27 protein-coding genes are annotated in these 26,301 nt (G+C 65.0%); 17 read left to right on the plus strand and 10 right to left on the minus strand.

Going from position 1 to position 26,301, the window contains the following annotated elements:
• Positions 1-99: 99 nt before the first annotated feature.
• Positions 100-357: a hypothetical protein gene (locus Q352_RS0112865; protein WP_028499699.1), complete on the minus strand. Its 258-nt coding sequence runs from the start codon at positions 355-357 to the stop codon at positions 100-102.
• Between the two features lie 280 nt (positions 358-637).
• Between Q352_RS0112865 and Q352_RS0112870 the strand changes: the two genes are divergently transcribed.
• The 3 genes from Q352_RS0112870 to Q352_RS0112880 all read left to right on the plus strand — a co-directional run bounded on the left by Q352_RS0112870 (position 638) and on the right by Q352_RS0112880 (position 2,255).
• Positions 638-1,615: a cation diffusion facilitator family transporter gene (locus Q352_RS0112870; protein ID WP_028499700.1), complete on the plus strand. Its 978-nt coding sequence runs from the start codon at positions 638-640 to the stop codon at positions 1,613-1,615.
• An 81-nt stretch (positions 1,616-1,696) separates the two neighbouring features.
• Positions 1,697-1,909 carry a hypothetical protein gene (locus tag Q352_RS0112875; RefSeq protein WP_028499701.1) on the plus strand — a complete coding sequence of 71 codons (213 nt, stop codon included), beginning with the start codon at positions 1,697-1,699 and terminating at the stop codon, positions 1,907-1,909.
• A 151-nt stretch (positions 1,910-2,060) separates the two neighbouring features.
• A complete protein-coding gene (locus Q352_RS0112880; protein ID WP_028499702.1) occupies positions 2,061-2,255 on the plus strand; it encodes an ECs_2282 family putative zinc-binding protein in 195 nt (64 codons plus the stop codon).
• 68 nt (positions 2,256-2,323) lie between these two features.
• On the opposite strand, the gene Q352_RS0112885 is transcribed toward Q352_RS0112880, so the two are convergent.
• A complete protein-coding gene (locus Q352_RS0112885; RefSeq protein WP_028499703.1) occupies positions 2,324-3,949 on the minus strand; it encodes a methyl-accepting chemotaxis protein in 1,626 nt (541 codons plus the stop codon).
• Positions 3,950-4,463: 514 nt separating this feature from the next.
• Between Q352_RS0112885 and Q352_RS0112895 the strand changes: the two genes are divergently transcribed.
• Both Q352_RS0112895 and Q352_RS0112900 read left to right on the plus strand, forming a co-directional pair.
• Complete coding sequence (locus tag Q352_RS0112895; RefSeq protein WP_107889917.1) at positions 4,464-4,688, plus strand: hypothetical protein; 225 nt, start codon at positions 4,464-4,466, stop codon at positions 4,686-4,688.
• A 12-nt stretch (positions 4,689-4,700) separates the two neighbouring features.
• Complete coding sequence (locus Q352_RS0112900; RefSeq protein ID WP_028499705.1) at positions 4,701-4,949, plus strand: hypothetical protein; 249 nt, start codon at positions 4,701-4,703, stop codon at positions 4,947-4,949.
• A gap of 61 nt (positions 4,950-5,010) precedes the next feature.
• Here the strand turns inward: Q352_RS0112900 and Q352_RS0112905 are convergent, their stop codons facing one another.
• Both Q352_RS0112905 and Q352_RS0112910 read right to left on the minus strand, forming a co-directional pair.
• Positions 5,011-5,199 (minus strand): hypothetical protein, encoded by a 189-nt coding sequence (locus Q352_RS0112905; RefSeq protein WP_028499706.1) that lies wholly within the window; start codon positions 5,197-5,199, stop codon positions 5,011-5,013.
• A gap of 106 nt (positions 5,200-5,305) precedes the next feature.
• Entirely contained in the window at positions 5,306-5,491 is a 186-nt protein-coding gene (locus tag Q352_RS0112910) for a hypothetical protein (protein WP_028499707.1), read from the minus strand.
• Between the two features lie 153 nt (positions 5,492-5,644).
• Between Q352_RS0112910 and Q352_RS0112915 the strand changes: the two genes are divergently transcribed.
• Positions 5,645-6,247: a hypothetical protein gene (locus Q352_RS0112915; RefSeq protein WP_028499708.1), complete on the plus strand. Its 603-nt coding sequence runs from the start codon at positions 5,645-5,647 to the stop codon at positions 6,245-6,247.
• Here Q352_RS0112915 and Q352_RS21030 read toward each other — a convergent pair.
• The 4 genes from Q352_RS21030 to Q352_RS21035 form a co-directional block, all read right to left on the minus strand.
• Positions 6,225-8,525, minus strand: a complete 2,301-nt coding sequence (locus Q352_RS21030; protein WP_051528935.1) for an EAL domain-containing protein — start codon at positions 8,523-8,525, stop codon at positions 6,225-6,227. The two genes, Q352_RS0112915 and Q352_RS21030, sit on opposite strands and share 23 nt — an antisense overlap.
• A gap of 210 nt (positions 8,526-8,735) precedes the next feature.
• The gene (locus tag Q352_RS0112925) at positions 8,736-9,482 is read right to left on the minus strand and encodes a fumarate reductase iron-sulfur subunit (protein ID WP_028499709.1); all 747 of its coding nucleotides are present in this window, start codon (positions 9,480-9,482) and stop codon (positions 8,736-8,738) included.
• Between the two features lies 1 nt (position 9,483).
• Positions 9,484-11,415, minus strand: coding sequence for a fumarate reductase flavoprotein subunit (locus Q352_RS0112930; RefSeq protein ID WP_028499710.1), 1,932 nt, complete (start codon positions 11,413-11,415; stop codon positions 9,484-9,486).
• Positions 11,412-12,131: a fumarate reductase cytochrome b subunit gene (locus tag Q352_RS21035; RefSeq protein WP_084300143.1), complete on the minus strand. Its 720-nt coding sequence runs from the start codon at positions 12,129-12,131 to the stop codon at positions 11,412-11,414. The genes Q352_RS0112930 and Q352_RS21035 overlap by 4 nt, the downstream gene beginning before the upstream one ends.
• Before the next feature lie 523 nt (positions 12,132-12,654).
• Between Q352_RS21035 and Q352_RS0112940 the strand changes: the two genes are divergently transcribed.
• On the plus strand, positions 12,655-14,388 hold the full coding sequence (locus tag Q352_RS0112940; protein ID WP_028499711.1) for an ABC transporter permease: 1,734 nt from the start codon (positions 12,655-12,657) through the stop codon (positions 14,386-14,388).
• Positions 14,389-14,397: 9 nt separating this feature from the next.
• On the plus strand, positions 14,398-15,708 hold the full coding sequence (locus tag Q352_RS0112945; protein ID WP_036386278.1) for an ABC transporter ATP-binding protein: 1,311 nt from the start codon (positions 14,398-14,400) through the stop codon (positions 15,706-15,708).
• On the opposite strand, the gene Q352_RS0112950 is transcribed toward Q352_RS0112945, so the two are convergent.
• Positions 15,705-16,229: an acetate and sugar kinases/Hsc70/actin family protein gene (locus tag Q352_RS0112950; protein WP_084300145.1), complete on the minus strand. Its 525-nt coding sequence runs from the start codon at positions 16,227-16,229 to the stop codon at positions 15,705-15,707. The genes Q352_RS0112945 and Q352_RS0112950 overlap by 4 nt on opposite strands.
• A gap of 11 nt (positions 16,230-16,240) precedes the next feature.
• A complete protein-coding gene (folE, locus tag Q352_RS0112955; RefSeq protein WP_051528936.1) occupies positions 16,241-16,951 on the minus strand; it encodes a GTP cyclohydrolase I in 711 nt (236 codons plus the stop codon).
• A 383-nt stretch (positions 16,952-17,334) separates the two neighbouring features.
• Between folE and Q352_RS0112960 the strand changes: the two genes are divergently transcribed.
• The 9 genes from Q352_RS0112960 to Q352_RS0113000 all read left to right on the plus strand — a co-directional run bounded on the left by Q352_RS0112960 (position 17,335) and on the right by Q352_RS0113000 (position 26,257).
• A complete protein-coding gene (locus Q352_RS0112960) occupies positions 17,335-19,329 on the plus strand; it encodes a TonB-dependent receptor plug domain-containing protein (RefSeq protein WP_028499715.1) in 1,995 nt (664 codons plus the stop codon).
• Positions 19,304-19,855 carry a DUF2478 domain-containing protein gene (locus tag Q352_RS0112965; protein ID WP_169735654.1) on the plus strand — a complete coding sequence of 184 codons (552 nt, stop codon included), beginning with the start codon at positions 19,304-19,306 and terminating at the stop codon, positions 19,853-19,855. Before Q352_RS0112960 ends, Q352_RS0112965 begins: the two co-directional genes overlap by 26 nt.
• On the plus strand, positions 19,852-20,883 hold the full coding sequence (locus Q352_RS0112970; protein WP_028499717.1) for an ABC transporter substrate-binding protein: 1,032 nt from the start codon (positions 19,852-19,854) through the stop codon (positions 20,881-20,883). Before Q352_RS0112965 ends, Q352_RS0112970 begins: the two co-directional genes overlap by 4 nt.
• On the plus strand, positions 20,880-21,893 hold the full coding sequence (locus Q352_RS0112975) for a FecCD family ABC transporter permease (protein WP_036386282.1): 1,014 nt from the start codon (positions 20,880-20,882) through the stop codon (positions 21,891-21,893). The genes Q352_RS0112970 and Q352_RS0112975 overlap by 4 nt, the downstream gene beginning before the upstream one ends.
• A complete protein-coding gene (locus Q352_RS21040; protein ID WP_036386284.1) occupies positions 21,890-22,675 on the plus strand; it encodes an ABC transporter ATP-binding protein in 786 nt (261 codons plus the stop codon). The genes Q352_RS0112975 and Q352_RS21040 overlap by 4 nt, the downstream gene beginning before the upstream one ends.
• Positions 22,672-23,472 carry a class I SAM-dependent methyltransferase gene (locus tag Q352_RS0112985; protein ID WP_028499719.1) on the plus strand — a complete coding sequence of 267 codons (801 nt, stop codon included), beginning with the start codon at positions 22,672-22,674 and terminating at the stop codon, positions 23,470-23,472. Before Q352_RS21040 ends, Q352_RS0112985 begins: the two co-directional genes overlap by 4 nt.
• 1 nt (position 23,473) lies before the next feature.
• Positions 23,474-24,901: a ModD protein gene (modD, locus tag Q352_RS0112990; RefSeq protein ID WP_107889907.1), complete on the plus strand. Its 1,428-nt coding sequence runs from the start codon at positions 23,474-23,476 to the stop codon at positions 24,899-24,901.
• Positions 24,902-24,963: 62 nt separating this feature from the next.
• Entirely contained in the window at positions 24,964-25,392 is a 429-nt protein-coding gene (locus Q352_RS21045; RefSeq protein ID WP_084300151.1) for a TOBE domain-containing protein, read from the plus strand.
• Between the two features lie 115 nt (positions 25,393-25,507).
• Positions 25,508-26,257, plus strand: a complete 750-nt coding sequence (locus Q352_RS0113000) for a hypothetical protein (protein WP_028499721.1) — start codon at positions 25,508-25,510, stop codon at positions 26,255-26,257.
• Positions 26,258-26,301 lie beyond the last annotated feature (44 nt).

Consider the following 26,301-nt stretch of genomic DNA (forward strand, 5'->3'; position numbering starts at 1 on the left):
GCCCCCGCGTTGAAAACGCATCCGTGGGGACCGGGAAGGCCTCGACTGCGAGCTGTGCAGTTCGAGGCCTTCCCGTTTTGTTTGTGCACGGTCCGCCGCTTATTCATGCAGCCCCCTCAGCACCACGACACGGCGGCCGGCTTCATTGCTGTCCTGCCGCCACGGATTGCAGTCACTATCGTCTCTGGTCGGCACCCACTCCGGGCCGCTTGCGCTGCCGACATCGAGAATGACGGAGCCTTCCTGCCCGCCCGGGGGGCGGAACGTGGCTTTGTTGATGCATACCGGCCGCTGGCCGTGGCCCGCGGCGATCAGGTCTCCAAGTATCTGGTGAAGCCGGGCTACGGTCATCGGCATGCCAAACCGCCTTTCTGCATGATCTCGCCGTCAATATTGCGCTCCGGGTTCAGCATCGGGCAAACGGGAATCGCGGATCAAAGGTGAGAATGAGTGTGTTTATGGCCGTGAATGATTATCACCTGACGAATTTTCCATGACATAGCGCTGCAAATCGAATTTCATTATCAATTACCGTGAATGGATCGAATAAACCATTCATTCTGCTTTCAGTATTGGCTGGATAGACTTGGAAATGCCCCATGCCATTTTTAACTGAATATCAAACAGAATACAGACCATGCATTTTGAAAATATCCGCGATGACACCGAAGTTTCCCCCGGGCTGCTGATCGAACGGGCCCGCGTGGCATCCAGGAGCACCTGGGTCAGCGTCGTCGTCAATCTGTGCCTGACGCTCGCGCAAGTCGGCGTGGGCATCCTGGCCAGGTCGCAGGGGCTGATTGCCGACGGGATTCACTCGCTGTCGGACCTGGTTGCCGACTTCGTGGTGCTGTTTGCCAGTCACCACAGCAAGAAGGAGGCGGACGAAGGGCATCCCTATGGTCATCAGCGCTTCGAGACTGCGGCCTCCCTGGTCCTTGGCCTGCTGCTGCTGGCGGTGGGCGTGGGCATGCTGTGGTCGGCCGTGCGCAAGCTGGAGGCGCCGGAAACCGTGGCCCAGGTGCACATCATTGCACTGTATGCCGCCGGAGGGGCGTTGCTGGCGAAGGAGCTGCTGTTCCGCTACATGCTGGCGGCTGCGAGGAAAGTGAAGTCCAGCATGCTGGTGGCCAACGCCTGGCATGCCCGCTCCGATGCGGCGTCTTCACTGGTGGTTGGCATCGGCATTATCGGCAATCTGGCCGGTTACCCGATTCTGGACCCGATTGCCGCCCTGATCGTCGGGCTGATGGTCGCCAGGATGGGATGGACGTTCGGCTGGAGCGCGCTGCACGACCTCATGGACCATGCGGTGGACGAGCAGGAATTGCAGGCCATCCGGCAGACGCTGACCGGAACGCCCGGTGTGCACGATATCCATGATGTCCGTACCCGGAAGATGGGCGACATGATTGTCGTGGACGTCCACATCGAAGTCGATGCCGGCAAGAGCGTGGCCGAAGGGCACGACATTGCCGTGCTTGCCAGGCAGCGCGTGCTGCAACGCCATCCGGTATTGAACGTGATGACCCATGTGGACCCATGGCGGCCTGCCTCTCCGCCGGACGTGGAACGGACGCCAGGCCACCCCGATCCGGTCATGGCAACGGAATAGAATATTGTACTGCTTATGTAAATTGACTATCAATTGTAAGTGCCATAGGGCTGTGTCATCAGCAAGGAATCAGGTGCGGGAATGAGGCGCTTCAGACAAGGTGAGCGGGTCGTGCATGTGGAGTCGGGTGCCGAACTGGTCTATCTGGAAAACGCCATCGCGATCGAAGGGTTTTCCTGCCCGGTTCTGTGCGCAGCGCAGGACAGCTATGGGGCCAGGGTTATCGTCGACGAATGCGACCTTGAGGCCCGCCCGGTTTCACTGCGGGAACGGCTGTTCAGAAGCACAAAATGAGGGGCCGGGCGCGTGTCGGGTCCGGCGCCGGCACCATTTCAGCATCGCCATGGAAAAACATTTCGCATTGCGGCAAAAAGCGGGAAAAAATTTTCATGGATGGCATAGACTGTAGATGACATACGACTATCCCTCTCTGAAAGGAATGTCCATGGCTACCCAGCCCAATACTCCCATCGACTGCCCGGTGTGCAAGGGCAGCACCTTCAAGCCTGCGGACAAGGCGGGCAGCTTTGTCTGCACCCACTGCGGACATCTGCTGAAAGCCGGAGCGATTCGCGAGATCACGCGCGTGCAGGCCGAGAACCTGTTCGCCGGTTTTCTGGGCGGGGCGGTTCGCCATTGATGACAGCGGCCCGGCCTCCCGCAAGGGAGACCGGGCCGTGACGGGCATGCCGGCCGGGATGGCGCTGGCTAGACCCTGAACTGGGCGATGGTGGTCAGCATCCGCTGTGCCTGTTCGTTCAGGTTGGCGGCGGTGGCCGAGTTGTTCTGCGAGCTGGAATGGCTTTCTTCGGCCATCTGCGCCACGCGCTCGATCTGCTGGGCGATATTGGTGCTGGCCATCGACTGTTCGCGCATCGAGTGCGAGATCTCGGCGATCTGACCGACCGTGCCGCCGGTGCGGTCGAGAATGCGCTGGATGGCTTCGGTCGCCTGGTTGGCGGCAGCCATGCCGGTTTCGACCTGGCTCACGACATTCTGCATCGAGGTCACGGTCTGATTCGCATCGCTCTGCATCGACGACACGGTGCCGGTGATTTCCTGGGTCGAGATCGCCGTGCGTTCGGCCAGCTTGCGCACCTCGTCGGCGACCACGGCGAAGCCACGGCCGGTTTCGCCGGCACGGGCGGCTTCGATGGCCGCATTCAGTGCCAGCAGGTTGGTCTGTTCGGCGATGTCCTTGATCACGCCGACCACGGTGCCGATCGACGTGGTCTTTTCCTTCAGCTGTTCGATCTGGGTGGCCGCGTGTTTGACGCTGTCCGAGGTGCTGCGGATCATGCCGATGGTGTCATTGATGACGGCAGCGCCGATGGCCGCCTCTTCGCCGGCTTCACGGGCGCTCTGGTCGGCCTGGGCCGAGCGGTCGGCCACATGGTTGACGCTGACCGTCATCTGTTCGACCGCGGCCGACATGCTGGAGGTCGATTCGCTGACCTGTTCGACCGCCTGTGACATCTGCACCGACGAACTGGCGACTTCCGAGGCATGCCCGCCGACACTCTGGCCGATCCGGGTCAGCTCGACGAAGCTGGTCTGCAGCATCTGCAGCAACTGGTTGAAGCGTGCGGCGATATGGGCAATCTCGTCCTTGCCGCTGTCGTCGACGCGCAGGGTCAGATTGCGTTCGCTGGTGATCTCGGCAATTTTCCGGTCGAGCTGGCTCAGGGTACGCTTGACGCTCAGCGCCACCCACAAGCTGGCACCGGTGATCAATGCCAGCAGCAGGACACCAAGCGCCATCAGCGCCTGCTTTGCGCTCTGGCCCGCGGCAATCGCATCGCTGCCTGCCTGCGTGCCCTGCTGCTTGTTGAATTCCACCATCTTGTCGATGGCGGCGTAGGCCTCGGTGGCGACCGGGGAAACGGTCGACTTGCTGAATTCGAGAGCGGCCGCGCTGCCTTCGGCCGTGCCCTTGTCGGACAGGGCGAGGAAGGTGTCCATCAGCTGCTGCCACTTTTTCACGGCGGCGATGGTGGCATCGGTATTGGCACGGTCTTCGTCATTGGTGGCCAGCGTGGCCTTGTAGCTGTCCAGTTCCTTCAGCAGCTGGTCGACGTTTTTCTGGATCTCGGCTTTGGCTTCCTGCTTGCTCGCGGCATCCTGGGCGGCGGTATGCAGGGCCCCCTGGCGGCGCGCCTCAAGGTAGCGCGTCTTGACTTCTTCCGCCGCGATAATGGATGGCATGGCGTTTTGCGTCGCATCCACAACGTGTCCTTCCAGCTCGCGCATCTGCATATACAGCGTCCCCAGCATGGTCGTCAGGCCGATCAGGCTGATCAGGGTCATTCCGTACAGTTTGGTCGAGATTTTCATTCAGTCACCTTGCAAGTCTATGCGTATCAGGATTGCGAGTGCGGGAGTGGGCCCCCGTCCTCCATGTCACCCGGCGAATGGCGGTTTTCTTGTCACCGGTCTCCGTCGGCCGGTACGGCCCGGTTCCGATTCGCCGTCTGCTCACTGGTTTATCGGCCTGAACGCGGCAGACAAAACCCTACGTTGAATATTTTTTTTCATCGAAATGCTTTTGGAATGGCGAAATAAACCTGAATGCCTCAAATCATTGATTTTAAATTGCAAAATTTATGACATTGGCGTGCAGATCTGCGGAGAGATGGACAGGAATGCCTTCCTGTTCAGCACCATTCGCACCGGACATCCGATCCGGGCTGATGGAAAGAGAATAATTTTTCATCCGACATCACGTGCGGCGGGCTGAATCACCCCTCTGGCCCTGGGCCGGCGTGCCGGTTACCCTTGCATCCGGGCGTTGGTGGCAGCGGTCCGCGCGTGAAACGCGCTGTCCGGATGGAGGCGGGAGGCGGTGGTGATGAGTGGCAAGGAGCGGGTGGTGTCGAAAAGGATGGTGCTGGAAGTCAGCATCGTCATTGCATGCTATCGGCTGGCCCAGTGGCTGCCGCCCGGCAGCATGCGGGAGATGTGGGTGTTGTTGCTGCGTGGCGTCATCAACGTTGGCACTATCTATTATGTGCTGCTGAACGTTTGCCAGTTCCTGCTGTGGCTCTATGTGCAGGCAACCCGGGATGAACCGTGAATGGAGGGTGTCATGAACGATTGGCGCAAATGGCCGCTGCTGCTGTCCGTGCTGCTGGGCGGGTGTGCGGGGATGGCCGCCGAGCAGCAGAAGCCAATGCCGGGGTCGGATCGGGATTCACATGGCTGTATCGGCTCGGCCGGTTATGCGTGGTGCGCGCGAACGGATCGTTGCGAGCGTCCGTGGGAGCTGGCGCGGAAGCAGGGGCTGGGCGCGGATGCCGCCGCTTTCGACCGCTTCTGCGAGGCGCCACTCGAATAGCTGCCATCCATGCGGCGGGGGCATGGACGGCCAGATGGCCGCCAGTGACTGGCGGCCATTGTCATTGCTTTTTCGCCATTTCCGCACGCAGCTGTTCGGCAACCACGCGGGTCAGCTCGGTGATGGCATCACTGAAGCTTTCCTGCAGGGCCAGTACGTCATGCTGCCTGGTCAGGACCTCCGTGGCACAGGTTTGCCTGAAGGCACTTTCGGCGCGTTTGAATTCGTTCAGGGCTCTTTCCAGTGGCATGCGTCCTCCTCTCGACCGTTCATGCGGTGCCAGACCAGAGTAGACGCCTGATAATTTATTATCAATATTCAGCCTACTGAAAAAACGGGAAAAAATCGACCGTCCGTCAGGTGTCGCAACCCGGCTTGCGGATCGGTACGTACTCGGCCTGGGCCATGCCGTACAGCAAGCGCTCCGGGACCTGGATATCGAGAATGAACCAGTCCTTGTCCGGTGCGGTCCGAACCCAGTGCGGACCGGGGCGCACCTGGCTGGCCGGAATGCTGTGCGGGCTGTTTGCTTGATTCATCATGGGCCTTTCCTGCTGGTGGATGACGATGGCTGCCCCGCCAGCATGAGGGGCAAATATTGCAGCAAGCGCTGCGCCATCACGTGCCTGCGGATGAAAAATCCACATGGGATATAATGGATCCATTACCTGAATCAAAGTGAATGAGGCATCCGCATGACATTGCTCCCGATTTCCGCTGCCGCCCTGGCCGCCTCTCTGTGTGCCACCGGTCTGCTGGCGCTGTCCGCGATGGCACGGGCAGATACCTCCCCCGTGCCGGATGCTGCTGCCAGCGCCCGAATCCGGCTGTTCGGGCAGAATGGCATCAGCGTGAAGTTCTACCGCAACAGCGCCTGCTACAAGAGCGGCCTGTTTGGCTCAGGCGGCGCGGAAGTGGTGTCCGGTGGAGCGGGGGATGCCTTCCTGTCACTGCTGGGGGCGAGTTCGAACACCCGCATCGGCATGCCGGACAGCCCTGCGACCCGCAACCTGTCCGCCCGGAGCGGCATGCTGTCCAAGGCCTATTTCAAGGAATACAGCGTGGCGGCAGGGGAGCCGCTGACGGTACTGACCTCGTTCCGTGATGTCAGCGGTTATTACTGCAAGAACATTGCACGCAGTTTCGTGCCGGAAGCGGGCGCCGACTACGAAGCGTCCATGGATCTGTCCTTTGCCCACGGCACCTGCGAACTGTCCGTCAGGCGTATCCAGACCGAGGGTGAGCAGGTGGTACTGCTGCCGCTGGACAACGCGGTCAGCGCCGACGAATGCCGCTAGCGGCAGCGTGTCTCTCGTTCCGGGGCAGGGTGGTGGCAAGGGTGGTCAGGGCTTCCGCCGGCATCGGCTGGGCGAACAGATAACCCTGGAAGTACCGGCAGCCATTGCTGGCCAGCAATGTGTGCTGGGCGTCCGTCTCCACGCCTTCGGCAATCACGTCGAAGCCGAACGATTCCGCCAGCGCCGTGATGGCGCGGATAATGACCAGGCTGCCGGTATCGGCAGGCAGGCTGCGGACGAAGGACTGGTCGATTTTCAGCTCGTCCAGCGGCAGTTGCTGCAGATAGGACAGCGATGAATAGCCGGTGCCGAAATCATCGAGCGCAAAGCGCACGCCGTGGACCCTGAGGGCCTCCATGTGGGCGATGGCCAGCGCCATGTCGCGCACCAGTACCGATTCGGTCAGTTCCAGCATCAGCAGGTTCGCCGGCGCGCCGGTCTCGGCCAGCACGCCCATGACCTGGGTGGAAAAATCGCCCTGGTGCAGCTGGACGGCGCTGATGTTGACCGACACCGGCACACTGCCCATGACCGGATGACCGCTCCAGGCTGCCAGTTGATGGCAGGCCTCGACCAGGACCCAGTGGTCCAGTTGCTGCAGCAGCCCGGCCTGCTCGGCTGCCCCGATAAAGTGACCCGGAATCATCAGCCCGTGCTCGGGATGCTGCCAGCGTACCAGCGCTTCGGCCCCGGCGAGGTGGCCCCGTTCGTCGAACTGCGGCTGGTAATGAACGTGGAATTCGCCGCGCAGCAGGCCCTGGCGGATTTCCTCTTCCAGCCGCAGGCGGGAATTGACGGCCTCCTGGAAGGCCGGCACGAAGAAATACCAGGTGTTCTTGCCGGCATCCTTGGCCGCATACATGGCCAGATCGGCCTGCTGCAGCAGCTCATTGGCCGAAAAGGTTTCATTGAACAGCACGATGCCGATGCTGCCGCTGCTGAACTGCACATTCGGGCCCAGCTGGTACGGTGCGCGCAGGGCTTCCAGCAACTGGCCGGCCACCAGACTGGCGGCGCTATGGGCCTGCTCGCGCACGGTCGACAGCCCGCTGAGCAGGACCGCAAACTTGTCCCCGCCCATGCGAGCCACGCTATGGGTCTCGCGGGTGAAGCTCTCCAGCCGGCACGCGACCTGCTGCAGCATCTGGTCGCCGGCGGCGCTGCCGCGCAGGTCATTGATTTTCTTGAAGTCGTCGAGGTCGATGCACAGCAGGGCGGAGAAGGTCCCGTCCTGGGCACTGCGAGCCTGCATCTGGGTCAGCCGGTCGATCAGCCGGCGGCGGTTCGGCAGGCCGGTCAGCGGGTCGAAAAAGGCCAGTTGCATGATCTCGGCCTCGGCCGCCTTGTGCGCGGTAATGTCGCGCGCCACCATCACCACGGCCTTGCGGCCGTCCAGATTGATGTCCAGTGCCTGGGCGCGGCCTTCGAAGGTGCGATGGGTCGCACCGATGTCCAGCGTGTATTCGATGGCTTCCGGCGTTCTGCTGAGCAGTGACTGGCGGACAAAGGCGAGCAGGCGGTCGGCCTTGGCCGTGGGCAGCACGTCGTGCATGCGCCGTCCCTGCAGCCTTGCCGCATCGTCATACAGCAGGTGCCGGTGCTGGACCGGTGACACGATATCCAGATAGCGGCCATCCTCGTCCAGCACCAGCAGCAGGTCGGGAATCGCATGGGTGATGGCCCGCATGCGGGCCTCGCTTTCCTCCAGCGCGGAGCTGGCCTGACTGCGCTGCTGCAGGTCCTGCAGCAGCAGGGCCAGCATCAGGGTGACGACCGGCAGCGTCAGGGTCATGCTGAGGATCAGCACGCTGACCGGGGCCAGGCCGGACAGGACGAGCAGCAGGAACAGCGCCAGCAGGTGGATCAGGAAGCCGAAACCCAGCATCTGCGGAGCACCGCCCCGCACCCAGCGCCGGGACAGCGCATGGCGGTAGGCAAAGCCGAGCAGGGCGGTGATCAGCATGCCTGCCGCGCCGGGAACGGCGCCGGCGCCGCCCAGCTCCAGCCGGTAGGCGACCGCCATGGAGACGGCAAGGCAACCGGCCAGCGGGCCGCCGAATACGCAGGCCATGCCCAGTACCGCCAGCCGCGCATCGATAAAGACTCCCGGTGCCAGCCAGATCGGGTCGAGCATGTTGACGATGGCTGTCGCGCCGAACAGCAGTCCGGACGTGACCTGGGCGGGAACGGAACGGCCGCGCCAGAAGCGCGTGTTGACCGATTGCAGCCAGCACAGCGCCAGGATGAGCGTGATGCTCTGGAAGAAGTGTAGAACCATGGCGAGGTACGCTCATTTCCCGGTGCAAGAAGTCGCTTCGCAATCGCTGGGCTTTATGCAGAAAGAATAGCAGCTGACCTGTCACGGGGCTAACCCGGTATTGGCACGCGGGAGACGGACTCCGGCGCTGTCCGCCGGGCGTGGACCGGCGACGCAGGACCGCCGGTCATCCATGGTCTGACGCCGGCCGGAAGCCGGCCGGTTGCGCTGTCAGGCCGGAAACAATCGCCACACCTTGCGGCTGAACGCCAGCTTGCGGCGCAGATAGGCAATCTGGCCGGCATGGTCGATGCCTTTCGGGCAGTTGTCCTGACAACCGAGCAGCGACATGCAGCCGAACACGCCATCCTCGCTGCCGATCACATGGTAGAAATCATCCAGCGAGCGGCTGTCGCGACTGTCGAGGGCGAAGCGGGCGACCTTGTTGAAGCCGACCGCTCCGACAAAGCTGTCGCGCATCTGCGCCGTGGCACAGCCGGCAATACAGCAACCGCACTCGACACAGCGTTCCGCCTCGTACAGCCGGTCGGCCAGGTCCGGGTCCATGCTGGCCTCGACCGCATGCAGGTCGACTGCACCGTCCTGCGGGTGCAGCCAGGCGGCCAGCCGCTCGGACAGTGCGCGCATGAATTTGCCGGTATTGACCGACAGGTCACCGATCAGCTCGAAGCCCGGCAGGGGCAGCAGAGTGATGTGCGGCGGGTCGAAGCGGGCAGTCAGCGTGCGACAGGCCAGGGTCGGCTTGCCGTTGATCACCATCGCACAGCTGCCGCAGATGCCGGCGCGGCAAACGAAATCGAACTGCAGCGACGGGTCCTGTTCCTCGCGCAGGCGGTTCAGCGCGATAAACACGGTCATGCCCGGTGTTTCTTCCAGCTGGTAGTCCTGCATGACGGGCTGGCCGCCGCCTTGCGGGTCGTGGCGGAAAATGGAAAAAGTCAGGGTTCTGGCAGCCATGTCACTGGGCTCCTGGCCGGCGCTGGTTGGCCGGGCGGTATTTGGCGGGCAAGGCGTCGGGCAGTGGCTGGTCGACCGGCTGGTCGGCCAGTGCCTGCTGTCGGCGCCGGGTGTCGGGGTGGGCAATGGCATTGTCGGGACCGTAGCCGCGATAGCCGGGCGGGAGTTCCATCGCCATCACGTCGAGGGCTTCGTACTGCAGTTCCGGCCGGGTGGCGTCGGCAGATGGCCAGCGTGCCAGCGTGCGCGACAGCCAGTCACGGTCATTGCGCTGCGGGAAGTCCTCGCGGGCATGGGCGCCACGGCTTTCGGTACGGGCACGGGCGCCGGCGGCAACGCACAGCGCCACCTTCAGCATGCGCGGCAGGCGCAGTGCGGCGACCAGTTCCGGATTGGCATGGCGGCGCTTGTCGCGCACGCACAGCCGCCGGCTGCGTTCGAGCAGCGCTTCGAGGGCGGCGACCGCCTCGCCAAGCGTGGCGTCGTGGCGGAAGATGCCGACCTTGTCCATCATGATCTGCTCCATTTCGTGGCGCAGGGCGAACACGTTTTCACCATCCTCACGCGCCAGCAGGGCGTCGATCGCGGCGGCCTCCCGCTCGACGAAGGTCCGGGCCAGCTGCGCATCCGGGCCGGGGGCGGCCAGGCTGGCGTCGGCGACATGCTCGCCCACCACCATGCCGGCGACGACGGTCTCGGCCAGGGAGTTGCCGCCAAGGCGGTTGAAGCCGTGCAGGTCCCAGCAGGCGGCTTCGCCGACCGAGAACAGGCCCTTGAGGGTCGGGCTTTCGCCACGCACATCGGTACGGATTCCGCCCATCGAGTAATGCTGGGTCGGCCGGACCGGAATCCAGTCGACTGCCGGGTCGATGCCGAGGAAGTGCTGGCAGATTTCCTGCACTTCACGCAGGTTCTTCTCGATATGCGCGCGGCCGAGCTGGGTGATGTCCAGCCACAGGTGCGGACCGTAGGGGCTGGGTACGCCCTTGCCGCTGCGGATATGCTCGGTCATGCGCCGCGACACCACATCGCGCGATGCCAGTTCCTTCTTCTCCGGCTCGTAGTCCGGCATGAAGCGCAGGCCATCGACATCGCGCAGCACGCCGCCGTCACCCCGGCAGCCTTCGGTAGTCAGGATGCCGGCCGGCACGATGGCGGTCGGGTGGAACTGCACCGCCTCCGGATTGCCGAGCACGGCCAGCCCGGTTTCCAGCGCGATGCCCTGGCCGGTGCCTTCGCAGATGATGGCATTGGTCGATACCGCCCACAGCCGGCCATAGCCGCCGGTGGCCACCGTGGTGGTCCGGGCGATGCACGCGTACAGCTCGCCGGTGATCAGGTCGCGCACCACGGCGCCGTGGCAGCGCTCACCGTCATGGATCAGCGCCAGCGCTTCCTGCCGTTCGTGAACCGGAATGCCGAGGCCGATGGCCTGGTTGTCCATGGTGTACAGCATGGCGTGACCGGTACCGTCGGCGGTGTAGCAGGTCCGCCACTTGCGCGTGCCGCCGAAATCACGGGCATTGATCAGCCCGTGCGCGCCGGCCGGTTCTTCCAGCTCTTCCTGGCGGGCATTGATGATGACCTTGCGCTTGCCGGCGCGAATGCGCGTCCATGGCACGCCCCAGGCAGCCGCTTCGCGCACCGCTTTCGGGGCGACGTGGGTGAACAGCCGTGCCACCTGCTGGTCACAGCCCCAGTCCGAGCCGCGCACGGTATCGAGAAAGTGGATGTCCTCGCTGTCGCCTTCGCCCTTGCGGGCATTGGCGAGGCTGGCCTGCATGCCGCCCTGGGCCGCGGCCGAGTGCGAGCGTTTGGCCGGTACCAGCGACAGCACCAGGGTATCGAGGCCACGCTGGCGACAGGCGATGGCGACCCGCAGGCCGGCCAGTCCGCCGCCAATGACCAGGGCGTCGGTGTAAACGGTTTTCATCGTGGGCGCTCCATCGTGGACTGGGTCAGGTAGAGGATCGAGCCGTCCGGCGGCGCCACGCGCCACAGCGCGAGCAGCGACAGGGCGCCAAGTCCGATAAAGGCAAGGCTGAAACCGGTTTTCAGCCGGCGCAGCAGGGTGCGCCGGGCCGGCTGCGGGCCGAACCACTTCAGCGCCAGCCGGTACAAGCCGATCATCGCGTGCAGGTCGGCGACCAGCAGCAGCGGCGCATAGACCCAGATCATGCCGAGATCGCGCACGCGTTCGCCGGAGCGCCACGGGTCGATGGCCTCGGGCTGCAGGATCATGGTCCACAGGTGGACCGGCAGCAGCAGGAACAGGGCAAAGCCGGTCGCCACCTGCCATACCCACAGCCGGGTGTCGCCGTGCGCCTGGGTATCGAGCTGGTGACCGAGCCGGCGCCACTGGCGCCCGTTCTGCGGAAACTTGCGCAGGGCGATGAAGGCATGCAGTGCGATCAGCGCGCCGACGCCAAGCCCGATCAGGCTGACGACCCACGGATAACCGTGCAGCCCGTCGGCGGACAGAAAGCCGAGTTCCATGGCCTTGACCACGTGATACATCGTCTGCTCGCCAAGCAGGATCGAGGCGACCAGAAACAGGTGTATGCACAAAAACAGCGCCAGCACGGCGCCACTGGCGCTTTGCAGCACATCGAGCCGCGCGTCGCGGCGCGCCCGGTTACAGGTGTCCATCCGGCTATCTCCCAGGGGATTCATGATCAGCATATTGCAACACAACGGAATGCTTATTTTCGGCGGATCATGCCCAAGCCCATCACCGCTGGCAATCGCTGTCAGCCGGTTTGCTGCAGCGCACAGCAATTAGCATTGCGGCATGCAAATTCCGTATGTACAGGCGGTAATTAAGTAGGGGTTTTCCCGCAGAAAAGGCGCGGGCTGTTGCGGCGGCGCAACCTGGCCGGGGTGCCGGTGAAACCGGCGGGCCGGCGCTTCCCGCGGGGGGCCGGTCCGTTGTTGACGTTCCCGATGGCAGGGAGCCGGGTCTGCCGGCCGCATTCGCGGAAAGGATCAATGCCATCCCGGATGGCGACATGCACCAGGCTCGCTATGTTTTCGCAAAGTCTGCTGTGGTATCAAGGCGTCGGCCCGGACCGGGCCTGCACCGCTTGCGCTGTCACCGGGGCGACATCCATCCCGTATAGACTGCGCAACGGTCGTTCCGACATCCATCACAAGAACAACAAGAGGCCTGATCATGTTGCCGCTGTTCGATCAACGCCGCGCCTATCGCGCCTGGCCCGGTGCGGCGCCCAATCGCTGGGACTGGGTGCTGCTGCCGCTGGTGCTGGCCTTGCTGGTCGTTGCCGCCTATGGCGCCATGCAGATGAGCCGGCCGTTCGTGGTCGGCGAGGCACTGCCGGTTTCGCTCGATCCGGTCTACCTGCCGTACTACCTGCTGCGCACCATGCTGCGCATGTTCACCGCGCTGGCCTTCTCGCTGCTGTTCAGCTTCATGTTCGCCGCGATCGCAGCCAAATACCGCAAGGCCGAGAAGGCAATGATCCCGATGCTGGACATCCTGCAATCGGTTCCGATTCTCGGTTTTCAGGCCATCGCCATCGCGCCGTTCATTGCCCTGTTCCCCGGCAACCTGCTCGGGGTCGAGTGCGCGGCGATCTTTGCCATTTTCACGTCGCAGGCGTGGAATATGGCATTCAGCCTGTATCAGTCGATCCGCACCGTGCCGCCGGAACTGAACGAGGCGGCCCGGGTGTTCCGCCTGTCCGGCTGGCAGCGCTTCTGGCGGCTGGAGCTGCCGTTCGCCATGCCGGGCCTGCTGTGGAACATGATGATGTCGATGTCCGGCGGCTGGTTCTTCCTGGTGGCGGCGGAGGCGATCTCGGTGGCCGGCCAGGACATCAAGCTGCCCGGCATCGGTTCGTATATCGCGGTGGCGATCGAGGCGCGCGATCTCGGCGCCATCGCCTGGGCGATCGGGGCGATGCTGACCGGCATCCTGCTCTACGACCAGCTGTTCTTCCGTCCGCTGCTGGCCTGGGCCGACAAATTCCGTTTCGAGGAGTCGCAGGGCGATACCGCGCAACGCTCGTGGCTGCTGGACTGGGGCCGTCGCAGCCGCTGGCTCCATGCACTGACCGACCGCTTCTGGGCCCTGATGCGGCGTGCACTCGGCTGGTTCCCGGTCCGCCATGACGGCCTGTCGCCGCAGTCGTCACCCCGGTCCGCCAGCCCGCTGTGGTCGCGTGCCTGGGACCTGCTGCTGGTGCTGGCCGGCGTCGGCGCGGTCGCCCAGCTGGTGCTGTTCGTGCACAGCGATGTTGGCTGGCGCGAAGCGCTGCGCGTGGTCGGGCTGGGCATGGTCACGCTGGCGCGGGTCATGCTGCTGATCGGGATGGCGTCGCTGGTCTGGGTGCCGGTTGCGGTCTGGATCGGTCTGCGTCCGCGCCTGTCGCAGCGGGTGCAGGCGGTGGCGCAGTTCCTGGCCGCCTTCCCGGTCAACCTGATGTTCCCGCTGGTGGTGTTCCTGCTGGTGGCGTGGCGCCTGAATCCCAATATCTGGCTGAGCCCGCTGATGGTGTTCGGCACCCAGTGGTACATCCTGTTCAATGTGGTCGCCGGTGCATCGGCGATCCCGAACGAGCTGCGGCTGGCAGCGGACAACCTGGGACTGAAAGGCTGGCTGAAATGGAAGCGTGTCTATCTGCCGGCGGTATTCCCCAGCTATGTGACCGGCGCGATCACTGCCAGCGGCGGTTCGTGGAACGCCAGCATCGTTGCCGAGTACGTGACCTGGGGCAAGACCACGCTGGTGGCCGACGGGCTCGGGAGCTACATCAAGCAGATGACCGACGCCGGCGACTTCCACCGCATTGCGCTCGGCATCGGCGTGATGTGCCTGTTCGTGATGCTGTTGAACCGTTTCTTCTGGCGCAAGCTGTACCTGCTGGCCGAAGACCGCAGCCGTTGAGAGATCGTGATGAACCAGAATGTATTGATTGAACTGGGCAAGGTAGCCAAATCCTTCCTGTCGTCCGACGGCAAGCCGCGCAGTGTGCTGGAAAACGTCGATTTCACGCTGCGGGAAGGCGAGATCATCGCGCTGCTCGGCAAGTCGGGGTCCGGCAAGTCGACGCTGCTGCGCATCATGGCCGGGCTGGTGCCGGCCGACCAGGGGCGGGTCGAATATCGCGGCCAGCCGGTCTACGGGCCGGCGGCCGGCATCGCCATGGTGTTCCAGTCGTTCGCGCTGTTCCCGTGGCTGACCGTGCAGCAGAACGTCGAGCTCGGGCTGGAGGCGCAGGGCGTGCCGCCGGCCGAACGCGAGCAGCGCGCCGACGCGGTGCTGGAACTGATCGGACTGTCCGGCTTCGGCGGTGCCCTGCCGCGCGAACTGTCCGGCGGCATGCGGCAGCGGGTCGGCATTGCCCGCGCGCTGGTCACCAACCCCGACATCCTGCTGATGGATGAAGCGTTTTCGGCACTCGACGTGCTGACTGGCGAGACGCTGCGCGACGATATGCTCGAACTGTGGGACGAGAGCCGCATTCCGACCAAGGGCATCCTGATCGTGTCGCACAATATCGAGGAGGCGGTGATGATGGCCGACCGCATCCTGATCCTGTCCAGCGATCCGGGACGGGTGCGCAGCGAGATTCACGTCGACCTGCCACGCCCGCGCAATGCCGACTCGCAGGAAGTCCGGGCGCTGATCGACGAAGTCTATGCGCTGATGACCATGCGCCCGGCCCAGGGGCCGGCCGTGGGGGCGTCGCCGACGCTGCATCTGGGCTACCGGCTGCCGGAAACCGATATCGGCCGCATCGAAAGCGTGCTGGAACTGGTGGCCGGCGCACCATTCAATGGCCGTGCCGACCTGCCGCAACTGGCCGAGGAGGCCGAACTGCCGGACGAGGCGCTGTTCCCGGCCTGCGAGGCACTGGGCCTGCTGGGCTTTGCCCAGGTCGAGCGCGGCGACATCACGCTGACCGCGCTGGGCCGGCGCTATGCCGCCGTGGCCCAGGTGCAGAAGCAGGAAATCTTCGGCCAGCAACTGCTGACCCATGTGCCGCTGGCGGCGCATATCCGTCGCAGCCTGGAAGCGGAACCGTCAGGCGCGCTGCCGGAAAAGCCGTTCCTGGAGCGGCTGGAAGAGTTCCTGAAGGAGGACGAGGCCGAACGCGTGCTGAAGGTCGCCATCGAATGGGGGCGCTACGGCGAAACCTACGAGTACGACTTCCACACCGGCATGCTGAACCTGCCGGAAACGGAACCGGCGCCGCGCGCCTAGATCCTCACGGCGGCAAAGTCCATGTGGTGGCTGAACTCGCGCAGGATCAGCAGCGTGGTGGCCAGATCGTTGCGCGCCGGCAGCCCTTCCAGCGCGGCAGGCCGGCCGAGCGCCACCCGACCCAGCCGGTCGAACAGGCGCTCGATCGCCTCGCGGGACAGGGACACCGCCGGCCGGTCGGGCAGGCCGGCCAGGTGTGCCAGCTCGCGCACCATCGCATCGCTGCAGAACAGTGCGGAACCGGCCACGATCCGCGCACGTGCCGGTGCCAGCGCATCCTCCACCGTCATGATGGCGTTTTCCAGCTCGTCTGCCGTCGGCGGCTCATGGCGGAAGTGCGCGGCGGCGGTGCGCCGCGTACCGATATCCAGCGCCAGCACCGCGTCCGGCACCGGCCCGTGGCCGCTGGCGATCCGCGTCTGTTCCGCGCCGATCTGCAGCACGGTGACCGGTGCGCCGGTTTCGGCCTGTCGCGTCGCGTAGTCGCGGCGCAGGCGTTCGTCGTCCAGGGAAACAGGCATGCGTCCTCCGCTCAGTCGCCCTTGTTCATCAACGCCAGGAATTCCCGGCGCAGATTGGCATCGCGCAGGAAAGCGCCGCGCATCACGCTGTTGGTCATCTTGGCGTGGTCATCCTTGACCCCGCGCCAGTGCATGCAGAAGTGGTCGGCCTCCAGCACCACGGCCAGTCCGTCCGGCTGCAGCTTGTCCATCAGCAGGTCGGCGATCTGGGTCACGGCCTCTTCCTGAATCTGCGGGCGGGTCATGATCCAGTCGATCAGCCGCACATACTTGGACAGGCCGATCAGGTTCGAGTGCTCGCTCGGCAGCACACCGACCCAGGCGCGGCCCATGATCGGGCACAAATGGTGCGAGCAGGCACTGCGCACGGTGATCGGGCCGATGATCATCAGCTCGTTCAGCCGCTCGACATTCGGGAATTCGGTGCTGGACGGGATCGGCACATAGCGGCCACGGAACACTTCGCGAATGAACATTTTCGACACCCGCCGTGCCGTGTCGCGGGTGTTGTGGTCGTTGCGGGTGTCGATCACCAGGCTTTCCAGCACGCGCTGCATCTGCTGCGCGACTTCGGCCTGCAGCGCGTCCAGCTCGCCGGGCTCGATATGGTCGGCAATATTGTCGTTGGCGTGAAAACGGACGCCGGCGGCCTCGAGCCGGGCGCGGATGCGCTGTGAAACGGGCGGGACGGAAGACGGGGGTTCGATGTCGGTGGGGCTCATTCTGGATTCTTGCCTTGGGTGGTGATGTTTCTTGTCACAGGCAGGGTAAAGCGCGCGCGCGCCGTTGACAAATGCCGGGGCCGGGCCGGCGGTGGCGGGCGGTCCATGAAGTGACGACGACGCACGGCCGCACCCCGTGGGCTTTCCCCCTCCCGCCGTCTTGACATGCATCATGGCTCCGGCCATCCCGATTGGGTTGCGTAATATATTCGGGTATATTTCGCGTCCGCATGGGCCAGGCCAGTCAGGGCTGGCCCGGGTTTCTGATTTTTTTACCTATCGCTATATATTGTTTTATATAGCGAGACAGGAGCGAAATGATTACGCCAGCGTCACCTCCGTTCCCCCGCCGTGCGCCGGGCCCGATCACCCTCTGTCCATCCGTGCCCGACTGGAGACGACGCTGGCTGCCGGCGCTGGTCAGTGCGGCCTTCGCCACCGCACCGGTGTGGGCGGCAGACGGGGTGTTCGAGCTGGGTACCGTGGTCGTCACCGGCAGTCCGGTGCCGCCGTCGGCCAGCGGGGAAGCGGTGGTCAGCGCGGCACAGATGGCGAGCGGGAACCGCGATACCGTTGCCGACGCCGTGGCCATGCTGCCCGGTGTCAGTCTGTCGAAGAACAGCCGCAATGAGGACATGGTGTATGTGCGCGGCTTCGACGCGCGTCAGGTGCCGGTGTTTGTCGACGGAATCCCGCTGTATGTCCCGTACGACGGCTATGTCGACTTTGGCCGTTTCACCACTTTCGATCTGGCCGAGATCCGCGTCGCCAGGAGCGATGCCTCGCTGCTGTACGGACCGAACACGCTGGGGGGCGCCATCAATCTGGTGACGCGCAAGCCGGTCAAGCCGCTGGAAGGGGATATTCGGATCGGCATCGGCTCCGGCGACCTGAGCAAGGTGGCGGTCAACCTCGGCAGCAATCAGGAAAGCTGGTATCTGCAGCTTGGCGCGTCCTACCTGGACGCGAACTCGTTTCCACTGCCGCATGGCTTCAAGGACCGCAAGGCGGTACCGACCGACACCGGCGACAAGCGCGAGAATGCGTACCGTACCGATACCCGGGCCTCGTTCAAGCTCGGCTTTACCCCGAATGCGACCGACGAATATGCGATCGGCTATGTGACCCAGGACGGGGAAAAGGGCAACCCGGTCTATACCGGTGACTCGAACAGCGGCATCCGCTACTGGCGCTGGCCGTACTGGGACAAGGACAGTCTGTACTTCATCAGCAACACCCGGCTGGGCGACAACATTCTCAAGACCCGGCTGTACGAGGATCGCTACAAGAACGGTCTGTATGCGTACAGCGACAGCACGTACTCGACCGAACTCGTAAACAGGAACTTCCCCAGCTACTACGACGACAGGGTGCGCGGTGCCTCGGTCGAACTGACCAGCTATCTGCTGCGCGATCATGAGCTGCGCGTGGCCGCGCACTACAAGGAAGACAAGCATCAGGACAGCAACCCGCTGTCGCCGACCAAGAACTACCGCGACGTGACCACCTCGCTGGCGATCGAGGATACGGTGACACTGGCCCCGGCCTGGCGCCTGCGGCTCGGTGCCAGCCATGACCGGCGTGATGCGAAAGAGGTCTACCAGTGGCCGACCGGATCGACCAGCGCCACCAATGGCCTGATCGAACTGAGCCATATTCTGGACGACAGCGGCAGCGAACTGTATGCGCTGGCATCGCACAAGACCCGCTTTCCGACCATCAAGGACCGTTATTCGGCCAGAATGGGAGCGGCACTGCCGAACCCGGACCTGAAGCCGGAAACCGCCAATCACGGCGAAATCGGGGTCAAGGGCACGCCGTGGGACGGCGGACGAGGTCAGCTGGCCGTGTTCTACAGCCATATCCAGGATCTGATGCAGAGCGTGATCATACCGGCGCCGACCGGCACCTGCGGCAAGAACAGCAAGACCTGTCCGCAGATGCAGAACGTCGGTCGTGCCCGCACCGCCGGCGTCGAGCTGTCGATCGAACAGCAACTGCCGGCCAACTGGTCGGTCGGCGGGGCCTATACCTACCTGGCCCGGCGCAACCTCAGCGATCCGGCCACGCTGCCGACCGATACCCCGCGCCACCGCCTGTTTGCCCATGTCAGCTGGGCGCCGGCCAACGAGTGGGTATTCAATGCCACTGCCGAGGCCGAGCAGGGTCGCAAGGTCGCCTATGCCGGTGCCAATGGCTCGACCTTCCGCAGCCTTGCCGGGTATGCGACCTTCGGTCTCAACGGCGAATGGACGCCACGCAAGGACATGAGCCTGCAACTCGGCATGAACAATATCGGCGACAAATGGTATGAACTGGCCGATGGTTATCCAATGCCCGGAAGGACCTGGTATGCCAATGCCACCTATCGCTTCTGAACCCGCCGTGCGCCGGGTCGCCGCCATCGTGCATGGCGAGGACGAGCAGGGCACGCACCGCCTGCTCGACACCTTCGCCCGCGAACTGCTGCAGCGTGGGCACCATGTGCGCGGCGTGGTCCAGAAAGACGCCGACTATTCGGTACTGACCGGCAAGCGCATGAGCCTGCTCGACCTGGACAGCGGCTGCAGCTATCCGATCTCGCAGGATCTCGGCCCCGGTTCAACCGCGTGCTGCCTGGATCCGGCGGGCATCGCCGCAGCCAGCGTCGTGCTGCGCCGGGCACTGGCCGAACGGCCCGAACTGGTGGTCGTCAACCGCTTTGGCGTGCTGGAGGCCGAAGGCAGTGGCTTTGCCGCCGAGCTGCTGGCGCTGATGGCCGACGGCGTGCCGGTGCTGACCGTGGTCGCGCCCAGATTCCTGGCCGCGTGGCGGGCGTTCACCGGCGATGATGCCGACGAGCTGCCGCCGCAGGCGGAGGCGCTGCGCGACTGGTTCACCCGGGTGGCGGAGCGCGCGCGGTGAAGCGACGCGAACTGCTGCTCGGGCTGGCGCTGGCGCTGGCGCCGTGGCTGACCCTGACTCAAGCCGGGTCGGCGCCGGCTACGGCTACGGTCTTTGGCCGTCCGCCGCCCCGGATAAAGCGCGTATTCGCCGCCGGTGCACCGGCCGGGGTGCTGGCGTGCGTGCTCGCACCGGATACCCTGCTGGGCTGGCCGATGCCGCTCAGCACCGAAGCGCGGGGCTGGCTGCCGCCGGTGGCGAGGTCGCTGCCCTTTGTCGGCCGACTGGCCGGGCGCGGCACGACCATGCCGGTCGAAACCCTGTTGCAGCTGCAGCCGGACCTGATTCTCGACGCCGGCAGTCTGGACGCCACCTATGTGTCGACCGCGCGCAAGGTCGCGCAGCAGACCGGCCTGCCGTATGTGCTGACCGGAGGCCTCCTTGCGCAACTGCCGGCGCAACTGCGCGAGATCGGCCGGCTGCTCGGCCGCGCAACGCGTGGCGAGACCCTGGCCACGCATGCGGAGCAGCTGCTGGCGCAGGCCGCGCGAGTCAGGGCGGCGCTGCCGGCCAGCGCCCGGCCGGGCGTCTATCTCGGCAGGGGCGCCGACGGGCTGGAAACCGGGCTGGACGGCTCGCTGAACATGGAAATCATCGCTGCCGCCGGCGGGCGCAATGTGGCGGCGGCAGCCGGGCAGGGCGGGCTGGCACGGGTGTCGCTGGAGCAGGTGCTGGCGTGGAATCCTGACGTCATCCTGACTCAGGATCCTGCCTTCGCCGCCCGGGCCCGCCGCGACCCGGCATGGCGTGCGCTGTCCGCCGTGCGCAACGGCCGCGTGCACTGCGCGCCGACGCTGCCGTTTGGCTGGCTCGACGGCCCGCCCGGCGTCAATCGCCTGATCGGACTGCCGTGGCTGCTGGCGCGGCTGCATCGCGAGCCGGCCCGGGTGCGTGCGCTGCCGGCAACGGTGTCGGCGTTCTACCGCCTGTTCTACGGCATCGAGCTGACTGCCACCCAGCGCGACCGGCTGCTGGGAGAGGAGGGATGAGCCGGCGCCATCCTCTGACTGGCTGGACCGTGGCGCTGGCGGCACTGCTGGCCACACTGGTTGCAGCCTTCGCCATCGGCAAGTTCCCGGTCGCTCCGGGCGAACTGCTGCGCGGGGTAGTGGCCCGCCTCGGCGGCCCGCCATCCGGCCTGCCGGTCGCCGTGGAAACGGTGATCTGGCAGATTCGCCTGCCGCGCATCGCTGCCGGCCTGCTGGTGGGGGCGGCCCTGTCGGCAGCCGGCGCGGCGTACCAGGGCATGTTCCGCAACCCGCTGGTCTCGCCGGATATTCTCGGTGTGTCGTCCGGCGCCGGTCTTGGCGCGGCATTCGGGATTTTTCTCGGCCTGCCGCTGTCGGCCGTGCAGGGGCTGGCGTTTGCCGGCGGTCTGCTTGCCGTTGGCGCGGTCTATCTGATTGCCGGGCTGGTGCGCCGCCATGACCCGGTGCTGGTGCTGGTACTGGCCGGTGTTGCGGTCGGTGCGCTGCTCGGCGCCGGGATTTCGCTGCTGAAACTGCTGGCCGATCCGTATACCCAGCTGGCGTCAATGACCTTCTGGCTGCTTGGCGGGCTCAATGCAGTGACGGCGGGCGATCTGCTGCTGACCGCGCCGCTGATCATCGCCGGCCTGCTGCCGATGGCGCTGCTGCGCTGGCGCATCAATCTGCTCGGCTTCTCCGACGAAGAAGCCTCGGCGCTGGGCGCCAATGTGACCCGATTGCGGCTGATTCTGGTGGCGGCAGCCACACTGACCACCGCCGCCGCGGTGTCGCTGACCGGCATTATCGGCTGGATCGGGCTGGTCATTCCGCATATCGCCCGGCTGCTGGTCGGCCCGGATTTCTCGCGCCTGCTGCCAGCGTCGCTGCTGCTCGGCGCCATTTTCCTGCTGTTGACCGATACCCTGGCGCGTACCGTGGCGCCGATCGAACTGCCGCTCGGCGTACTGACCGCACTGGTTGGCGCGCCGTTCTTCCTGTTCCTGCTGGCCCGGGGCGGGAGGCCGGCATGACGCCGCCGGTGATCGAAACCCGCGCGCTGGCCATCGGCCATGGCCGACAGCCGCTGGGGCGCGACATTGCCTTCTCGCTGGCCGCTGGCGAGGTGCTGTGCCTGCTCGGCCCGAATGGCAGTGGCAAGACTACTTTTTTCAGAACCCTGCTTGGCCTGCTGCCGCTACTGGCCGGCGAGGTCCGGGTCTGCGGCGAAGCCGTGGCCGGCTGGTCGCGGGCCGCCTTCGCGCGCCAGGTCGGCTATGTGCCGCAGGCGCATGCCGGCGTGTTTCCATTTACGGTCGCGGAGGTCGTGCTGATGGGGCGCCTGGCCCGAATCGGCCGTTTCTCGGCCCCGTCGCGGCAGGATCGCGACATCGCGGCAGACTGTCTGGACATGCTGGGCATTCTGCCGCTGCACGACCGTGTCTATACCGCGATCAGTGGCGGCGAGCGCCAACTGGTGCTGATCGCCCGCGCGCTGGCCCAGCAGCCGGCACTGCTGGTCATGGACGAACCGACCGCCAGCCTCGATTTCGGCAACCAGATCCGCGTACTCGACCATATCGGCCGGCTGCGCGGGCAGGGCATGGCCGTGCTGGTGTCGACCCATCAGCCCGAGCATGCCCTGCGGGTCGCCGATCGCATTGCCCTGTTCAATGCCGGTCAGGTGATCGCAGACGGCCCGCCGGCCGCCATGATCACCCCGGCGCGGCTCGCATCCCTGTACGGTGTCAGCGAAAGCGCCGTCTCCGCGAGCCTGTCCCCGTTGTTGTCCCCGGAAAGGAATGTATTGCCATGACCATTGCCGCCATTGATTTCGGCCGCCTGTACCAGGATCACCTGATCGCTGCCGCGCGCGCGCCCAAGCCCGCCAGCGACTGGGATGCCCGCGCAGCCGACATGAAGCGCAAAGTCATGCGCGGCCCGTATGTCGACGCCTTTATCGCCGGCATGAACCTGGATGGCGCCCGCACCCTGCTCGACATCGGTTGCGGACCGGGCACCATCGGTCTGGCGCTGGCCGACCGGCTGGAACGGGTCTACGGGCTCGATTACAGCCGCGCCATGCTCGACATGCTGGTCGCCAATGCCGCAGAGCTGGGGCTGGACAATGTCGAGGCGATCCACCGGGCCTGGGAGGATGACTGGTCCGACCTGCCGCAGTGCGACATCGCGGTTGCCTCCCGTTCCACCCTGGTCGCCGACATGGCTGCTGCGCTGAAAAAGCTCGACGCCAGCGCGCGACTGCGCGTGTACCTGACCCATATCGTCGGCGGCAGCTTTATCGATCCGGCCGTGCTGCAAGTGCTGGGGCGGACCCAGCCCTGCCTGCCGGACTACATCTATATCGTCAATATCCTGCACCGGATGGGCATTCATCCGCGGATCGACTATATCGAGACCCCGAGCCGGCTGGCCGATGCCGTGGATTTCGACAGCTTTGCCGCCCGGGTCGCCTGGTCGCTCGGCGAGCTGGACGACAACGAACGCGCACGGCTGCAGGACTGGTACCAGCGGGAAGGCACGGCGGCGATCGAGCCGATCCGCTGGGCGCTGATCTCCTGGGACGTTCGCCGTCCGCGCCAGGGAGCCTGACATGGCACATCCCCTCTCAAACTGGGTCAGCCACCATCGTCAGACCCATCCTGCCGCCCCGTATGGCAGCACTGCTGCCGGCGACGTGCCGGCAGACATTGTCCATATCCTGGCCAGCGTGCTGCGTCACGTACAGGACGGCGAACTGCCGCTGTTCGCCTGGACTCTCGGTCTGCCGCAACCCTCGCTGCTGTCGCTGATCGAGCGCTGCTTCCCGGAAATCGGCCCACTGGAGCGGATGGACGACAACGACTATGCGGATATTGGCAAGATCGTGCCGGAGCGCTACCGGCAGCTGGTGGCCGCGCTGTCTGCCCATCGCGCCGACAGCCTCAACCCCGAATACGCCGACTGGCTGGCCCGGGCCATTGCCGCCGCTGCACTTGGCCATCGCGAGCTGTGGCGCGACCTTGGCCTGAGCGGGCACGAATCGGTCCCGGCCCTGTTCCAGCGCCATTTTCCGTCCTTCTCCGCCGGCCTGACCCGGGTGCCGGACTGGAAGTCCTTGCTGCTGGCCGCAGCAGCGCCGCACCCCCAGGAGCATGCCGGCGGCGAGTTCGCCAATGCGGTGTTTTTCGACGAGGCGCAGATCGACAGCTGGATCGGAGAAGACGCCCCGCTGCTGGACCTGACCACGCAGTTGCTCGGTATCGGCACCCGGCCGGCGCGCATGCGGCTTCGCTCGCGTCAGGCCACCGTGGTGGCCTGCACCGAGGAGGCGGTCCGGCTGGTCGAGCGCTGCGGCGGGCGGGTCGAGCGTTTTGTTCCCAGCGGCAGCCGGGTGGCGGCCGGCCAGGTTCTGTTGAGTGCGACCGGCCGCGCCGATGCTCTGCTGCGGGCGTGGAAAGTGGCACAGAACCTGCTCGAATATGCGTGCGGCGTGGCCACTGCAACAGCGGCCATGGTCGATGCGGTCCGGGCGGTGAACCCGGACGTGGCGGTACTGACCACGCGCAAGTATCCGCCGGGGCTGCGCAAGCTGGCGCTGAAGGCCACACTGGCCGGCGGGGCGTTTCCGCACCGGCTGGGGCTGGGAGAAACGCTGCTGGTTTTCCCGCAGCACCGGGCGCTGCTCGATGACTGGGACGTGCTGCGCGAACGGCTGGCGCGAGTCTGCGGGGCGCTGAGCGAGAAAAAAGTGGTGATCGAGGCGCATGATCTCGACGACGCATGGCAGGCCCTGGCGGCCGGCGCCAGCGTCATCCAGTTCGACAAGCTGGCGCCGGACGCGCTGCGTGCCGCCTGCAACGCGCTGCGCGCCCATGACGGCGAACTGGCACTGATCGCCGCCGGCGGCATCCATGCCGGCAATGCGGCAGACTATGCGGGTTGCGGTGTCGATGCGCTGGTCACCAGCAGCCTGCATTACGCGCCACCGGCTGATATTGGCGTCGGGATCGAGCCCTGGCCTGCCGCAGATGGAGTGTGATCGACCGGGTTTTCGCCTACACTCGGCGCACCCCCGATCATCACTCAATTCAGGAGCCCAGCATGCAGACCAGTGCGCGCAACCAGTTTGTCGGCAAGGTGTCGCAGATCAAGACCGGCATGGTGAACGACGAGATCGAACTCGTGGTCGCCGGTGGCCAGAAAATTGTCGCGACCGTAACGTGTGACAGCACGGAACAGCTTGGTCTGGTCGTTGGCGGCGAGGCGTTCGCGCTGGTCAAGGCATCGTCGATCATTATCGTGACCGACCAGCAGGGCGCCCGCTTCTCGGCCCGCAATCACCTGCACGGTACGGTCTCGCGACTGCAGACCGGTGCGGTCAATACCGAAGTGGTGCTCGACCTGCCGGGCGGCGGCGCGGTGGCCGCCATCATCACCAACGAGAGCAGTCAGGCGCTCGGGCTGGCAGTCGGCGTGCCGGCCAGTGCGCTGTTCAAGGCAACCAGCGTGATTCTGGGCGTAGCGGCCTGACGGCAGGCGGGCGATACCGGCCATGATATCGCCCGCCTGCAAATACCAATTGCATACCGCTCCATTGATTTCTATTGTTCATCATGCCCGATGGTGAAACAGAAAAGGAAATGGCATGGAAGTGATCAAGATGGCATCGTCTCAGTGGCAGAACTCGCCGAGAGGGGCTTTCGCATTGACACCCAGCGCGAAAAGCATTCCCGGTCAGGCCATCGACTATGCGCTGTGCCAGATCTGCCGCTTGTCGAAAAAAGACGGGGGCATTGTCAGCAACCCGGCCGATGAGCTTGGCTGGAATCCTTCGACGACAGGAGAGGATGCGATCAAGCTGGCAACGCTGAATCCTGCCAACGGGTGGTTTGTCGACAATCTGTTCCGTGCCGACGCAAAGCAGAACTGCATCTATTTCATGGACAGTTTTGATCCGGCCTCGATCAAGACCATTCTGGACTACACGGCCGACTGCGTGGACAGCGGGACCCGATATATAAGCGGCGGGCCTGCCGCCGGCAGTCCGTTCAGTGGCGCGACCATTGCCGGGAACCTGAGGAACGGCACCATCGTGGCAACCGGCAGCAGTGCCGGAAAACAGGTCTTCCTGCAGGACAGGCCGGACATTGCCGCTGACGACCACCTCGATTTTCGTGTCTATCTGATGTACCGGACGGGAACCGAGCAGAAAAGCGAGTTCGTGACGGTCGGCGGTTTTACCTGGAGCTTTGATGGTGCCGACAAAACCGCCACCTTCGGTGGCTTTTTCACCCGCTGGGCCGACCTGATTGAAGATCTGATGGGCAAGGCCATGCAGTTCCAGAATCAGACCCAGAAAACGCAGTGGTCCTATCGCCAGACGACCGGCCAGTAACGGTCTGTTTGCCGGCGGGCTCCCCCGGATGCCCGCCGACGCTG

Source organism: Microvirgula aerodenitrificans DSM 15089 (assembly GCF_000620105.1).
In the GTDB taxonomy this organism is placed as follows: domain Bacteria; phylum Pseudomonadota; class Gammaproteobacteria; order Burkholderiales; family Aquaspirillaceae; genus Microvirgula; species Microvirgula aerodenitrificans.

Coding starts and splice junctions, on each gene's coding strand:
- Q352_RS0112865 (WP_028499699.1), bottom strand. CDS start 357: ATGCCGATGACCGTAGCCCGGCTTCACCAGATACTTGGAGACCTGATC.
- Q352_RS0112870 (WP_028499700.1), top strand. CDS start 638: ATGCATTTTGAAAATATCCGCGATGACACCGAAGTTTCCCCCGGGCTG.
- Q352_RS0112875 (WP_028499701.1), top strand. CDS start 1,697: ATGAGGCGCTTCAGACAAGGTGAGCGGGTCGTGCATGTGGAGTCGGGT.
- Q352_RS0112880 (WP_028499702.1), top strand. CDS start 2,061: ATGGCTACCCAGCCCAATACTCCCATCGACTGCCCGGTGTGCAAGGGC.
- Q352_RS0112885 (WP_028499703.1), bottom strand. CDS start 3,949: ATGAAAATCTCGACCAAACTGTACGGAATGACCCTGATCAGCCTGATC.
- Q352_RS0112895 (WP_107889917.1), top strand. CDS start 4,464: ATGAGTGGCAAGGAGCGGGTGGTGTCGAAAAGGATGGTGCTGGAAGTC.
- Q352_RS0112900 (WP_028499705.1), top strand. CDS start 4,701: ATGAACGATTGGCGCAAATGGCCGCTGCTGCTGTCCGTGCTGCTGGGC.
- Q352_RS0112905 (WP_028499706.1), bottom strand. CDS start 5,199: ATGCCACTGGAAAGAGCCCTGAACGAATTCAAACGCGCCGAAAGTGCC.
- Q352_RS0112910 (WP_028499707.1), bottom strand. CDS start 5,491: ATGATGAATCAAGCAAACAGCCCGCACAGCATTCCGGCCAGCCAGGTG.
- Q352_RS0112915 (WP_028499708.1), top strand. CDS start 5,645: ATGACATTGCTCCCGATTTCCGCTGCCGCCCTGGCCGCCTCTCTGTGT.
- Q352_RS21030 (WP_051528935.1), bottom strand. CDS start 8,525: ATGGTTCTACACTTCTTCCAGAGCATCACGCTCATCCTGGCGCTGTGC.
- Q352_RS0112925 (WP_028499709.1), bottom strand. CDS start 9,482: ATGGCTGCCAGAACCCTGACTTTTTCCATTTTCCGCCACGACCCGCAA.
- Q352_RS0112930 (WP_028499710.1), bottom strand. CDS start 11,415: ATGAAAACCGTTTACACCGACGCCCTGGTCATTGGCGGCGGACTGGCC.
- Q352_RS21035 (WP_084300143.1), bottom strand. CDS start 12,131: ATGGACACCTGTAACCGGGCGCGCCGCGACGCGCGGCTCGATGTGCTG.
- Q352_RS0112940 (WP_028499711.1), top strand. CDS start 12,655: ATGTTGCCGCTGTTCGATCAACGCCGCGCCTATCGCGCCTGGCCCGGT.
- Q352_RS0112945 (WP_036386278.1), top strand. CDS start 14,398: ATGAACCAGAATGTATTGATTGAACTGGGCAAGGTAGCCAAATCCTTC.
- Q352_RS0112950 (WP_084300145.1), bottom strand. CDS start 16,229: ATGCCTGTTTCCCTGGACGACGAACGCCTGCGCCGCGACTACGCGACG.
- folE (WP_051528936.1), bottom strand. CDS start 16,951: ATGAGCCCCACCGACATCGAACCCCCGTCTTCCGTCCCGCCCGTTTCA.
- Q352_RS0112965 (WP_169735654.1), top strand. CDS start 19,304: ATGCCAATGCCACCTATCGCTTCTGAACCCGCCGTGCGCCGGGTCGCC.
- Q352_RS0112975 (WP_036386282.1), top strand. CDS start 20,880: ATGAGCCGGCGCCATCCTCTGACTGGCTGGACCGTGGCGCTGGCGGCA.
- Q352_RS21040 (WP_036386284.1), top strand. CDS start 21,890: ATGACGCCGCCGGTGATCGAAACCCGCGCGCTGGCCATCGGCCATGGC.
- Q352_RS0112985 (WP_028499719.1), top strand. CDS start 22,672: ATGACCATTGCCGCCATTGATTTCGGCCGCCTGTACCAGGATCACCTG.
- modD (WP_107889907.1), top strand. CDS start 23,474: ATGGCACATCCCCTCTCAAACTGGGTCAGCCACCATCGTCAGACCCAT.
- Q352_RS21045 (WP_084300151.1), top strand. CDS start 24,964: ATGCAGACCAGTGCGCGCAACCAGTTTGTCGGCAAGGTGTCGCAGATC.
- Q352_RS0113000 (WP_028499721.1), top strand. CDS start 25,508: ATGGAAGTGATCAAGATGGCATCGTCTCAGTGGCAGAACTCGCCGAGA.